The 13521-nt window shown below is 65.1% G+C and carries 8 protein-coding genes; 3 read left to right on the top strand and 5 right to left on the bottom strand.

The features are described from left to right. Window positions 1-50 precede the first annotated feature (50 nt). The 3 genes from JOF47_RS16715 to JOF47_RS16705 form a co-directional block, all read right to left on the bottom strand. Window positions 51-1283 carry an amidohydrolase gene (locus JOF47_RS16715; protein WP_210000464.1) on the bottom strand — a complete coding sequence of 411 codons (1233 nt, stop codon included), beginning with the start codon at window positions 1281-1283 and terminating at the stop codon, window positions 51-53. Between the two features lie 112 nt (window positions 1284-1395). Further along, window positions 1396-2145: a hypothetical protein gene (locus JOF47_RS16710; protein ID WP_377737240.1), complete on the bottom strand. Its 750-nt coding sequence runs from the start codon at window positions 2143-2145 to the stop codon at window positions 1396-1398. A gap of 25 nt (window positions 2146-2170) precedes the next feature. After that, window positions 2171-2926, bottom strand: coding sequence for a DUF5058 family protein (locus tag JOF47_RS16705; protein ID WP_210000462.1), 756 nt, complete (start codon window positions 2924-2926; stop codon window positions 2171-2173). Between the two features lie 469 nt (window positions 2927-3395). On the opposite strand from JOF47_RS16705, the gene JOF47_RS16700 reads away from it, so the two are divergent. From JOF47_RS16700 to JOF47_RS16690, 3 genes are all read left to right on the top strand, one after another. Continuing rightward, on the top strand, window positions 3396-9752 hold the full coding sequence (locus JOF47_RS16700) for a DUF4011 domain-containing protein (RefSeq protein ID WP_245356933.1): 6357 nt from the start codon (window positions 3396-3398) through the stop codon (window positions 9750-9752). Between the two features lie 138 nt (window positions 9753-9890). Then, a complete protein-coding gene (locus tag JOF47_RS16695; protein ID WP_210000458.1) occupies window positions 9891-10331 on the top strand; it encodes a MarR family winged helix-turn-helix transcriptional regulator in 441 nt (146 codons plus the stop codon). Next, window positions 10324-11712, top strand: a complete 1389-nt coding sequence (locus JOF47_RS16690; RefSeq protein WP_342592821.1) for an MFS transporter — start codon at window positions 10324-10326, stop codon at window positions 11710-11712. The genes JOF47_RS16695 and JOF47_RS16690 overlap by 8 nt, the downstream gene beginning before the upstream one ends. A 55-nt stretch (window positions 11713-11767) precedes the next feature. On the opposite strand, the gene JOF47_RS16685 is transcribed toward JOF47_RS16690, so the two are convergent. Continuing rightward, window positions 11768-12610, bottom strand: a complete 843-nt coding sequence (locus JOF47_RS16685; RefSeq protein ID WP_210000455.1) for a DUF1684 domain-containing protein — start codon at window positions 12608-12610, stop codon at window positions 11768-11770. A 332-nt stretch (window positions 12611-12942) separates the two neighbouring features. Further along, window positions 12943-13521 (bottom strand): dihydrofolate reductase family protein, encoded by a 579-nt coding sequence (locus tag JOF47_RS16680; RefSeq protein WP_210000453.1) that lies wholly within the window; start codon window positions 13519-13521, stop codon window positions 12943-12945.

Below are 13521 nucleotides of genomic sequence, written 5' to 3'. Positions count from 1 at the left end.
CCGGGCGTTGATACCCGGGCCGGGTCGTTCGTGTGATGGGTGTGGACCTGCTACTTCTTGCCGACCTTGGAGAACAGGGCGCGGACCGCGGCCCGCACGCCGGTGGCCAGCGTCGGGTCGATGACCGGGGCGAAGAACGGCGAGTGGTTTGCCGGCGGGTGGCCCGCGGCCAGGGTTTCGGCGTCGTTGCCGCCGAAGAACCAGAACACGGACGGGACGTCGATCGCGGCGGCCAGCGCGCCGAAGTCCTCGCTGCCCATGGCCGGGGTGCCCGGCAGGACACGCTCCTGCCCGAACTCCGCACGGAACTCGTCGGCAAGCTTGGCGGTCTCCGCCGGGTCGTTGTACAGCGGCGGGAAGTGGGAGATGTCCTCGATGAGCGGTTCCGGGGCGCCGGAGGCCTGGGCCTCGCCGGCGATGATGCGCCGGATCGAGGAAAGCACGATGTCCCGGACCTCTGCCTCGAAGGTGCGCACGTTGAGGGTGAACACGGCGCTGTCCGGGATGACGTTTTCCTTCAGCCCGGCATGGAATGAGCCGATGGTCACCACCGCGGCGGACTGCGGGGCCACCTGGCGCGAGACGATGGTCTGCAGGCGCAGCACCATGGCCGCGCCCAGCACGATGGGGTCGATGGAGCGCTCGGGCATGGACCCGTGCGAGCCCTGCCCGAAGACTGTGACCCTGAACGAGTCGGCGGTGGTCATGGCCGCTCCGCCCATCAGCGAGACGGTCCCGGCCGGCCCGTTCATCACGTGCTGGCCGAACATGATCTCCGGCTTCGGCGCCCTGTCCCACAGGCCGTCATCGACCATGGCGCGGGCGCCGGCTGCGGTTTCCTCCCCGGGCTGCAGCACAAACGCGATTGTCCCGGCCCAGGCGTCCCTGGCCCTGGCATAGAGCTCGGCGGTCTTCAGCGCGGTGGCCATGTGGGTGTCATGGCCGCAGGCGTGCATGAGCGGGACCTCGGTGCCGTCATCCAGGTTTCCGGTCGCGGTGCTGGCGTAGTCGAGGCCGGTGTCCTCGAGCACGGGCAGGCCGTCTGTGTCGGCGCGCAGGCCGATGACCGGGCCCTCGCCGTTGCGTAGCACGCCCACCACGCCGGTGCCGCCGCAGCGGAACACCTCCAATCCAAGGTCCTCCAACCGCTTGGCCAGGTAGTCGGCGGTCCGGTGCTCCTGCATGGACAGCTCGGGGTTGGCGTGCAGGTACTTGTAGGTTTCGACCAGTTCGGCTGTGGAGTCCTCGGTCAGCGCCAGGGACTGCGGGATGGTGTTTGCCATGGGGGTGTTGTTTCCTTGCCTCGGGGCGGCAGCGGCGTGGCCAAGAGCTGCTGCCGGCCAACATCTTGTTTTCAGTGAATATCGCAGGCCAGGCCATGGCCAAATCCGTGTCCTAGTACACGGGGCCTTCCGGCAGCTCGGTCTCCGCCGTGACGTCCTCCGGGGCGCCCAGCTTGGAGCGGTCGCGCAGCAGCCAGGCGAGCGCCGCGGTGGAAATCACCGCCACGGCCGTGGCGTAGAGGGCGAATCCGGGGATCAGCGGGACCAGCACGAACACCACGATCAGCGAGACCACCAGGGCGATCACCGCCGAGCGCGGGGCCTTCTGGCTCACGATCGCCTGCACGACCACCGCGCCCATGACGGTGGGCAGGATGTAGAGCTGGACGGTGTGGACAACGTCGACCGGGATGACGCTGACCAACCAAGTGCCCAGCAGGCCCACGAAGATGAACAGGGAGAGCAAGTGGACGGTTGCCGCGCCGCAGATGGCGGCGATCGTGGCCAGCTCGCCCTTGCGGGTGCCGGCCTTCACACCGATGGTCGACTGGGCGATCATCGCGGCGGGCAGCAGCTTGTTGGAAATGTTGCCGATCATGAACGCCTGGTACATGGAGGGGGCCCCGAGGATCGGGAAATAGGTTAGCGGCTCGACGATCCAGATTACGCCGAACACCGCGGCGAGCGCCCCGAAGGCGGTGAGGATGCCGGAGATCGTGATGTCCAGGCCAGCGAAGAAGACCAGGTATGCGGGGGCGGCCAGGGAGAAGAACAGGCCCATGATCATGGTGATCCGGCCCCAGCGGGAGGTGGTCTTGTCGAAGGCGCCAAGCGCCTGGTGCACCTGCGTCATGTTGCTCATGGTGTGCTCTTTGCCTTTCTTGGCGTCAGGGGAGGCGGGTGGCGGCGTATGTGATGGCCAGGGACAGGATGATGGCGATGCCCAGCGCCCATTCCTTGATCCACGGTTTGTTGACCCGTTTGGCGATAAGCATCAGGACCGTCATGATCGCGGCCGAGGACACGAACGCGACCACGTGGAGCCACGACTTGGACAGTTCCCCGAGGCCAAGGACCATGAATGCGGCGATCATCGCCGCGCCCGGAACAACCAGCATGATGGCGGGGTTGACCTTGCGCAGCGCCGAGTCGCCGCGCTTGAGCAGTGGGGTCAGGATGAGGGTGGCGATCATCCACATGGCCCCGCCCAGGCTCATGGCGGCCAAGGCCAGGCCGAAGACCGCCTGGGTGTAGGTGGGGCCGCCGAGTTCGGCGCCGGCGGTCTTGGCGGCGATGGCCGCGGCCGCCGTTTCATAGGACACCGACCCGATCAGGCCGATGCGCACCAGCACGGCGGGGGTTCCGAAGACCGTGAGCAGCGCGACGGCGACCATGACCACTGCCAGCGAGGGCCCCAGTGCGGAGATGGCGCCGGCGCGGAAGCTGGTCTTGAGCTCGTCCTTTGTCATCCCGACGTGGGGCGCTGCGGTATCGGCTGCCTTCAGGTAGATGATGCTCTGGAGAACGATGACCAAGAAGACGCCGACGGCGCAGGCCCAGAGGAACGGCGAGTTGGCGATGGCGAGGATATCCGTGGAATTGCTGTCAGCAACGGCGGCGGGCAATGCGGCGGGAATGCTCATGTGGGGGGGTCTACCGTTCATCGAAGGGTTCAATGCGGTGAGCCACCCATCCCGGGGTCGCTCTCCGGAGTTTCCTCACACGGCCGTTTTCGGTATCTGGTGGATTGCGGGTGCTTACGCCCGTCGGTGCCCGAGTGCTGTCCGGGATTCTCCAGCCGCGTGTGATCAGAAGACTATTCAGTTCTCCGCGGATGCCTTGCCGCGTGCGGCCAACGATACTCGAAGTGGATCAACGCGTCAGCCTTCGTGCCATGGAGAAAACTGACTTTGGAAACCCGACATCGTCTGGTCAAGGCGTGTTTGGACAGCCGGCGACGGGGAGTCGTTGTTGTATTGTCGGCCGGCCCGATGAGGCTGGCCCGAGACCACCGTGGCCCGCGGCTTTTCCCGCGTGGGATAGGTTTGGAGGGACAAATCCGGAGTCCCGCGGCAGGCGGTGCAAGCGTTTGAACTGAGGATGGCTTTCTTGATGATTCACCGTGACTATGTGGGAACGGCACTGGAAATCGTCTCGACGGCACTGGACACTTTCGCGGCCGAGAAGCAGGCGGCAAGGACCGCGGCCGCCGGCTGGGCGGGACTGATGGGACAGCTCGACCAGGCGCTGGGAAGCCCGGCGCCGTCCGTGGGCATCGTTGACCTATCCGCACAATTACGTGATCACTTGTCGTTTTCCAGTGAACCCGGCCTTTCGGCGGAGCAGGAACAACGGACCCGACGGCTGCAGGAAATCCACCAGATCTGGGTGAACGGCACGGCATTCACCGAAGCGGACGTGCGGCGCGCATTGGCAACCTGCGAAGATTTCCTGGCCGAACTGGACCTGGACTATTCGGCGGGCCAGATGGCGGAGCTGGTTCAAGCTTTCGCCGCGGGCGACCAGTCACCGGCTTCCGGCCGCACCCTGAACGACAGACCCGTTCTGGTAGACATTGCACATAGTAGAACAGTCAATTACGCCACTGCGCACACGCATGCCCGCATCCTCGAACGGGTGGTGCTCGATAACCGAGGTGGGGAGCGGCGCCAGGTCCTGGTGACGGCCGTCGTGATGAGCGGCAACCTGGCCGTCTCCGCGGTGGCAGAGCGCTGCATGGATCTGCCTTCCGGAGTGACGACTCTCCACGACCTGGACGTGGTGCTGGATCCTGCTGCCTTCGCCCTGATCGATTCCCGTCGTCCGGGAAAGCTCATTGTCAGGGTTGCAGAGAACGGGAAGCTTCTGGCCGAGAAGTCCGTCGAAGTCGACCTGCTGCCGGCAAGCTATTGGCCGGGCGCGGGAAGCCAAGCCAACGCCGAGCTGCTGGCCGCGTTCGTGCAACCGCAGCATCCCCGGCTGGCCGAACTCCTCTCCGAGGCCGACGACCTGTTCCGCATGCGTACCGGCAGCGAGAACGCCGCCTCACGCCTGGGTGGCTCCGAGCGGGTGGACCAGTCCGTCGAATCGATCTTTGAGGTGTTGTGCACGCTCGGCATCCGCCGCGGTAACCCGCCGGCGAATTGGGATCTGGCGGCGACCGGCGGACAGTACATCCGCGGAGCGGAGGAGGTGCTGGGCGAAAAACTCGGCACCGCATTGGACACCACTCTGCTCATGGCGGCGCTGCTCGAGCGTGTGGGCATCAACTCGGTGATCTGGTTGGCGAGGGGACACGCATTCCTTGCGTACTGGCGCATCCCGGACGGGGGACTGCCCAGCAGCAGCCTCGATGCCGAGGGGGCCCGAGCGCTGGTGAACCTTGTGGGTGCCGAGCACCTGCGCATCGTGGAGACCACAGCCATCACCAACGACCGACGAATGTCCATCGCCGAGTCCTCGGCCGCGACCAAGCGCGAGTTTGCCCTGGATTCCGTTGCCGCCGGGCAGCTGACGTTCGCCATCGACATCCGGCAGGCACGCCGCAGCGGAATCACCCCCTTGCCGGCCCGGGGCCTCTCGGAGACAGGCAAGCCATCCGTGGTTGAGTACCGTGCGGCGCAGTCGGACACCCTGGAACGCTTTTTCAAGGAGAAATCCGAACGCCGCCAACAGGCTCCGGCCGCCACGGGCAAGGCGGCACCGCCGCGCATTGCCGCCTGGAAGAACGGGCTGCTGGATCTTTCCCTGCGCAACCGACTGCTGAATTTCACTGACCGCTCCCGCCTTCCGCTGGCGGTCCCGGACAACGTCGTGGACGGCCTCGAAGACCTGGTCAACAACGGCAGAGCCATCGAACTGCTGCCCGCCGACGAGATCGGCGCATTGGACAAAGAGCGGTACAAAACCGGGCCGCTGCTGCCCGTCGAACGCCGGACCGAGTTGCTGCTTTCCCGGGGGAGGGCCTACACCCGTCTGGATTCGGCTCCCTACCTCTCAAAGATGCGCCGCATGGCCGGCGCGGCAAAGCGGATCATTGACGAGAACGGCGCCAACAACCTCTACCTGGCCCTGGGCTCGCTGAACTGGTCAATGGACGGGCGGGCCCTGCGCTCCCCGTTGTTCCTGATCCCCGTCCACCTGAAACCAGCAGGGCGCGGAAAGCACTTCCGCATCGAGATGGATGAGACGGGAACCTCCACCCCGAACTATTGCCTGAGCGAAAAGCTGCACGAACAATTCGGACTGCGCATCCCGGGATTCGAGGACCCGGTCCGCGACGAATCGGGCATCGACCTTGCAGCGGCGATTGGCGCATTGCGGAACGCGTTGGCCGAGGCGGACCTTCCCTTCCACGTGGAGGGAAGCGCGGACCTGGCGATCCTGCAATTCGCGAAGTTCCGGATGTGGAAGGACCTGGACGAAAACTGGGAAACCTTCATGGCCGCACCGCTGGTCAGGCACCTGGTCGAATCCCCGACCAACGAATTCGTTGACCCCGCGGGTGCCGGTTCCGCGGAGCCCAGCGTTGACCTGGATCGGTTGGCAGCCGACTGCCCGGTTCCCGCCGACGCGTCCCAGCTTGAGGCCGTCGCTGCAGCACAGGCCGGGCGCACGTTTGTGCTCGAGGGCCCTCCGGGCACGGGCAAGTCCCAGACCATCACCAACTTGTTGGCACACGCCATGGCCTCGGGGCAGCGGGTGCTTTTCGTGGCGGAAAAACGTGCCGCGCTGGAGGTTGTGAGCAAGCGCCTCAACGAGGTGGGCCTGGGCGAATTCGCCCTGGACCTCCATGACAAGGGCTCGTCCCCGAACGCCGTGCGTGCGCAGATCAAGGCCTCGCTTGACCACTTGGTCTTCGCCGACGAGGCCGGGATGTCCCTAACCGCAAGCGACCTGACCGCTTCCACCCGCAGGTTGGCCGGCTATGCGCGCGACCTCCATGACGAGGGCCCGTCGGGCTATTCCGCCTACGGTGCCCGGAACATCGCCCTGTCCATGCATCCCGCCATTGAGGCACTGCCTGTCACCGAGGCATTCGCCGCACGGGCCGGCGAGGCGGAGGTCGACGTGGTGCGCGAGGCGCTCAGCAGGCTGCCCGAAGCGGCGGAGCCCGCGCGCCCGCGAAAAGACCACCCGTGGGGGTTCCTCGGCGGGCCCATCGCCGAGGACCGGCAAGAAGCCGTGCTGGAAGCGGCCGACAGGCTGACGCATGCACTGGCAGGGGCGGCACATGTCCATGTGGATGCCGGGGTGGCTTCCCTGCTGCGGCTGGCGACGGAACCGGAAGACCTGCGCCATCTCGCCGAACTTCTGGAGGAACGGGTTCCCGTCCCGGTGCTTGATGCCGCCGCGACCCCGGAATGGAAGTCGACGAGCGACGGATTGCTGGGTGAAGCCACGGCGCTGGTGCAGCGCATGAACTGGCTGCCCGCCATCGTTGACCCGTCGGTGCTCTTGGCTGATCTTGCCCCGGCCCACCAAGCTGCCACGGTTGCCGACGAATTTGGGTTCCTGGGATTCGGCCGCAAGAAACGGCGGCTGCGGGTCATCTCCGAACACTTCGGCGAAAACTGGAGGGGTGCCGACACTGATGCAAAGAACCTCGTGACCATCGTGGCGGACCTGATCGAGGCGCGGGCGCAACGTTCACGGCTGGCCAAGGGGCTGGCTTCCCTTGCGGGGATCAGCCTGTTGGAGGACTGGAACCCGTTCGCGGACGGGGATATCCGGCGCGTTGCCGAGCAGCGCGATAGGCTGCTGTGCCTGGCCGTGCTGTTGCCCTCGAGCGGGAAGGTAGGCCGAGATGGGGACTACACCAGTCAGCTGCGCAAGGTCCTAGGGAATGACTCGCCACTTGCCACGGCGCTCGCCGGGGAACTCCGTGAAATTGCGAGGGCCTGGGATTCGCTGGTGGCGCTCCTCCCGCCGGATGCCGGCACCCACACCGCATGGCCCGGTGCACCGGGATTCCTGGACGGGTTCCAACGAACCTCGGACGAGCGCGGCACCGGGCGGACGGCCCAACGCGGGCTGGAACGCTGGGTCGGGTTTGTCGACACCCTGGAAATCCTGAGCGCAAACGGGCTGGATGAAGCTTGGTCGAAACTTGCCACCGGCGAATTCCCGGCAGAGGCCGCGCTGCGTGGTTTCATGCGCGGCATGGCGGAGGCGGCCCTTGCCGAACGGCTCGCGGCCCACGGCCTGGACGAGTTCAACGGCGATACCCAGGCGCGCGCCATCGAACGGTTCACCGACTCGGCCAGATCCCTGCGCCGGCACCTGGCAAAATCATTGCCCGAAATCATCACCCGGCAGCGTACCGATCGCCTGAAGGCCGCCGAGAAACGCATGGGGGAGCTGGCCCGGCAGCTTGAACGCCGCAGGGGCGGCATGAGCGTGCGCCGGCTCATGGATTCCTACGGGGACCTGATCACCACCATCCTGCCGTGCGTGCTGGTCAGCCCGGACTCCGCGGCACGTTTCTTCCCGCCGCGGGCCGGGGAATTCGACATCGTGGTCTTTGACGAGGCCTCGCAGATACGGGTGGCCGACGCGATCGGCGCCCTGGGCCGCGCCAAGTCGGCGGTGGTGGTGGGCGACAGCAAGCAGATGCCGCCCGGTTCCTTCGCCGAAGTCTCGCTGGATCCCGACGAAGACCCGGAGTCGGAGATGCTTGTTGCCGACGAGGAATCGATCCTGACCGAATGTGTCATGGCCCGGGTCCAGCGGCGCTGGCTGTCCTGGCACTACCGCAGCCAGGACGAGTCGCTAATCGCCTTCAGCAACCGGCACTACTACGACGGCAAGCTCTCGTCCTTCCCGTCCCCGCGCAACGGTGCAGTGACCAACGGGGCCGCGTCCAACGGTGCAGCGCAGGCAGGAGCGGACGGCTACGGGATTTCCCTGGTGCGGGTCGACGGCACCTTCCACCGCACGGGTGCCGGCGCACTGCTGCGCACCAACCCGGTGGAGGCCGGGCGCATTGTCGCGGAGATCAAGTGCCGCTTCGATGCCTCGCCTTCGGCCATTCCGTCCATCGGCGTTGTCACCTTCAACGCCCCGCAACGCGACCTGATCGAGGGCTTGCTGCGCGACCACGGGGACGAACGCCTGGGGGCCGCCCTTGAGACGGACGCCGATGGGCTTTTCGTGAAGAACCTCGAAAACGTGCAGGGCGACGAGCGCGACGTGATCCTGTTCTCCACCGCCTTCAGCGCCAACGAACACGGGAAGCTGCCACTGAACTTCGGCCCGTTGAACAACGTCGGCGGGGAGCGGCGCCTGAACGTTGCGATCACCCGTGCGCGCCGCCAGGTCGTGGTCTTCTCGAGCTTCGCCCCCGCCGACCTGCGTGCCGAGGACTCCTCGGCACTCGGCATCAAGCACCTGCGGGCCTACCTGGACTTGGCGGACGAGGGAACCTACATGCTGGGCAACGGGTCGCTGTCGGCCATCGCGCGTGACAGGCACCGCGAGCAGGTTGCCGCACGTTTGAAAGAGCGCGGCCATGTCGTGGCGACTAACGTCGGACTGTCGGACTTCAGGATCGACCTGACGGTGGCCGACGCCGACCGCCCCGGGGAACCGTTGATGGCCATCCTGCTGGACAACGGGCCGTGGGCGGCGCGCAAGACCGTTGGTGACCGCGACGGCCTGCCGCAGGATGTCCTGCGCAACCTGCTCGGCTGGGAATCGGTGATGCGGATATGGCTGCCGTCCTGGCTGGAGGATCCTGAAGCCGTCCTGGACTCGATTGATTCCGAACTCGAACGGGTGCGGGAGGAACAAGCTGCCAGGGAAGCCGCGCCGGGCAATGGCGCCTCGAAGCGCGGGAGAGAAGATTCCTCGGTTCCTGCGGCAGAGGACGCCCAAGACTCGACAGCCAAAAAACAACCCCGCATTTATCCGGGAAAGTCTGCCCCATACAAGCAGTGGGACTTCCGCCTGGTTGGCAAGACCGGCGAGCTGGATCAACTAAAGAGCGCCGCCGGTAAGAAGAAGGCGGCAGCCCTCTTGGCCGAAATCGTGGAGGCGGAATGGCCGATCCACGAGCGAAGCCTGGCCAAGCTGGCCATCAACACCTATGAATTCGGACGAGTCTCGGCCGCCCGGGAGAAAGCAATGCTTGCAGCCCTCAACCAAAAGACCTGGACCACGGATATCGACGGGTTCATCTGGCCGGCGACGCAACAGCAAGACCGCTGGATCGATCACCGCACGGAGTTCGCGAAGCACGACGTGAAAGTCCACGAGATCAGTCCTCGTGAGATCGCCAACCTGATGTGTTCGCTTGCCTTCGCCGCCAAGGAATCCGGCGTCGACGAACTCAAGCGGGCAGCCCTCGGCGCCCTGGGGTACGGGCGCATGACCGAAGGGGTTTCCCGGTGCCTGCAGCAGGGCCTGGAGCTGGCGGTGCGTGAGGGACGCCTGGAATCCGTGGCCGGGAAGATCCGCCCGGCGGGGTAGCGGGAGCCCGGCCTGCCCGGGCGTTGCCGTTCCGGCCAGCCGGGCGACGGACCTTGTGGGGTTCGGGCTCATCGGGTCTTGGCAACACTGGGAAATAATGATCAAGTAACTTGATCAAGTTAGTTGTATGATTTAACGATGACTTCCGAAAGTACACCAGACCCCGTATTCGTCAGGGAATTCCTCGAGGCGCTGCATCCCCTGCTGAGGAGAATGCGGGCCGAACGGTCACTCTCCCCGGGCAAGGTGGGAATCCTGCATCACCTCTCGCAGCACGGCCGGGCGACCAGCAAGGAACTGGCTGCAGCAATACGGGTCAGCCCCCAGGCCATATCGTTGGCAACGCCCGAACTCGAGGAACTGGGATTCATCGAACGCGTCCCCGATTCCGATGACCGCCGCAAGACCTGGATTGTGCTCGCCGAAGCCGGACGGGCAAAACTGGAGGAAGAGATTCGGGCCGGAGAGGGCTGGATTGGCCAGGCCATCACCGAGCAGCTGACCAGCGACGAACGCAGGATCCTTCTGGCGGCCATCCCGGTCCTGAAAAAGATCGGCGTGGAGGCGCCGCGTGCTTGAAACCCGTTCACCCATGGTGCCCGCGTTGGTCTATGCGGCACTATCCACGGCAATCGTCAGCTCACTGGGCATGTTGCTGGTGCCCTCGATCTCTCAGGAAATGGGGGTGTCAGTCAGCACCGCTCAGTGGATGCTGACGCTGAATCTCCTGGCCGGTGCCATAGCCACCCCGGTGATGGGCAGGCTCAGCGATGGCCCGCACAAAAAGAAGCTCTTGCTGGTTTCCCTGGCGATCATCCTTGCCGGATCTGTCATCGCTGCGCTTGCGCCGAACTTCACGGTGTTCCTGATCGGGCGCACCCTCCAGGGCCTGACCTACGGAATCGTCGCCGTGACCATCTCCCTGGCGCGCCGCTACGTGGAACCCGCCAAGGTTCGGGGAGCAATCTCCAGCCTCTCGGTCACCGTGGCCACCGGAATCGGCATTGGCTATCCGCTGACGGGAATCATCGCCGGGCTCGCCGGATTCAGGTGGGCCTTCTGGTTCGCCGCGCTGTTCGTGCTTAGCGCCATCATCGTTGTCATCCGCGTCATTCCCAACGGCCCCGATGAACATGCGGCCGCGATTCCCTTCGACTACCTGGGTGCAACGCTGCTGGCCTTCGGGCTTGGCAGCCTGCTCCTGGGCATCAGTGAAGGTCCCCACTGGGGCTGGACCTCGCCCCGGACCCTCGGCATCCTGTTGTTCGCAGTGGTGCTGCTGTCCCTGTGGATCCGGACGGAACTGCGCAGCGACCACCCGCTGATCAACCTGCATGTCTTCAAGAACGGGGAGGTGCTGCTGGCCAACCTCACGGCGATCGGGCTTGGCGCCGCACTCTACATAGGACTGTCGCTGGCAAGCCTCGTGGCCCAGGCCCCCGAATCCACCGGATACGGCTTGGCCCTGCCCGTGATTTGGGCCGGCTTCGTGATGTTCCCGCTGTCGGTGGGCAGCTTTGCGGCCAACCGCCTGGTGCATCGCCTGGGCCACAGGTTCTCCCTGGCAACGCTGCTGCCCATCGGGGCCGCGCTCATGGCCGTCGCCGGATCGGTGCTGTGGCTGGCCCACAGTGAACTCTGGGAGATCCTGCTGGGAATGCTGCTCTTCGGGCTGGGTCTGGGCGCCGCCTATGCCGCCATGCCGGCGCTGATTGCACGCAGCGTGGCGACCGAAGAACTGGGCAGCTCGGTGAGTTTCAACCAGGTCCTGCGCACCATCGGCAGCTCCTTTGGCACAGCCATCTCGGGTGCGGTCATCGCCGCGCACACCTCGGCCGACCACCACGCCACAGCCACCGGAATCAACCTCACGTTTGAGATCGGAGCCGTGCTCTGCATGCTGGTGTTCCTCGCGCTGATCATCAACGGGTTCGCCACACGTTTCCGCTCCGCGACCTAGCCCGCGGCCTATGCGGGCCGCGACCTCCAGGGGAGCTGCCTTTGCGGGCTGGGGATCAGTTGGCTGAGCGTTCGAACGGCGTTTGCTCGCCGGCCTCGATGGCCACGGTCAGCCGGTTCTCTGCCGGCGGCAACGGGCAGGTGGCCAGATCGGTGAAGGCGCACGGAAGGTTCACCGCCCTGTTGAAGTCCAAAACGACGATTCCGTCCTCGGTAGGCGTGGCCACGGCAAGCGAACGGTTGGCCGCATAGGTGGTCTTTCCCGACGTTGCGTCGGTGAACAGGAAGTTCAAGGTTCCCTCGGCATGGCCGTTGAAGGCCGTGAGGGAGTGGGTTTCCCCGTCGAGTTCGAACACCACCTTGCCGGGTGCCTCATAGATGTGCTCGATGCCCTCCACTGCCGCACCGACAAGGGTGGGCCGGGGTGTCTCGAAGCGGCGGTAGCTGCCGGTGATGCGCCAGCGCAGGTCCGGAGTGTAGGCCGGGACGCCGTTGAAGTCCTGCAACAACGGGTTTTGCGGGTGGCGCGGGCGCAGGATGTATTTGCCGCCGCGCTTGGCTGCTTCGATGATGGTTTCCCCGTGGCCAAGGTCGAACCCGTCGCGTTCGGCGATGCTGCCCAGCTTCTGGACCCCGGAAACCGCCTTGCCGTTCAGTAGCAGGCTCTCGTCGGTGGCGAGTTCCACGTAGAGCCAATCATCCGAGACCCACCACTGGCCGGGGATCCCGTCGAAGCGTGTGGGCTCATGCGTCAGCCAGTGCAGGTCGGTCACCGCGAGGAATCCGTGGGGTGAGGCGAGCACCTGCAACCGCTGCTGGTGCCAGGCTTGCCACTCGGCAGCGAAGCCTGCTGCGTCGGTTTCTTCTGCTGCGGTGATTGCGGGTGCCGGTGCTGACATGGGTTCCTCGTTTCCGTCACGAACGGGACCGAGTAGCGCTGTGGCCCTGCTTCGTTGACTAGGCGTGCATGCTGCGTGGTCGCGCGTTATGGCGTCCACCGGCTTCAATATAGGCATGGCACGCGTAGGATTTCGAGCATTCCGAAACCCCGTGTCACCCTGCTTTGTATGAGGTCATCAACGTGTTTTGGGTGCCATTTGGGGGCGACTTCAAATCGTATGCATCTCGCATTAAGACGTTTTGTGGCCCCCGGATGGGACTGGTTACTTGAAATTTATCGCCCTGTGGGAAGCGGCTGGATCCCGCGGCACTGCAAAAATCGAGACCTGACCTACACCGTCGTCGGCCTGAAACTCGTGATCGAGTTGCCGGGGTCGAAGACGATGCTCTTGGTCATCGTGAACTGTTTGGGGGCGAAGTCCGTGCCGAACGGGCGAATGCCTGAACCAATGAACACGGGGTATCGCTTGATGATGATTTCATCGATTTCCGGCAGCAAGGAGGCGGCCAGCTGGCCACCGCCGGCCAGGTAGATATCGAGCGGTGAATCCTCGTTCTTCAGCGCTCGGATGACCCGACGTGGATCCGCATCGGTGATCAACACCTCGGGATCCGTTGAGTAGAGACTGCGCGAAAAAACGATTTGGCGCAGGTGTGGGTAGGGACTCGCAATGCCCATCTGGAGCGCCGGATCGTAGGTGCGCCGTCCCATCACTACAGTGTCGAACCGGGTCAGCGGTGCCTGTCCGATGCCGAGTTGCTCGCGTCCGTGCTGAGGCAATGTATCGGAGTAGTTCCCAATCATGTGCTGCGTGTATTCATCGGAACCCTCGAAGAAATCGACTTCATCCTGCGGACCGGCGATGAATCCATCGAGGGTCAGGGCAACGTAGTAAACCAATTGGCGCAT

The organism is Paeniglutamicibacter kerguelensis (assembly GCF_017876535.1).
GTDB lineage: Bacteria > Actinomycetota > Actinomycetes > Actinomycetales > Micrococcaceae > Paeniglutamicibacter > Paeniglutamicibacter kerguelensis.
Note: the sequence above shows the minus strand (reverse complement) of the source record. Positions and strands in the feature narration are given on the sequence as shown.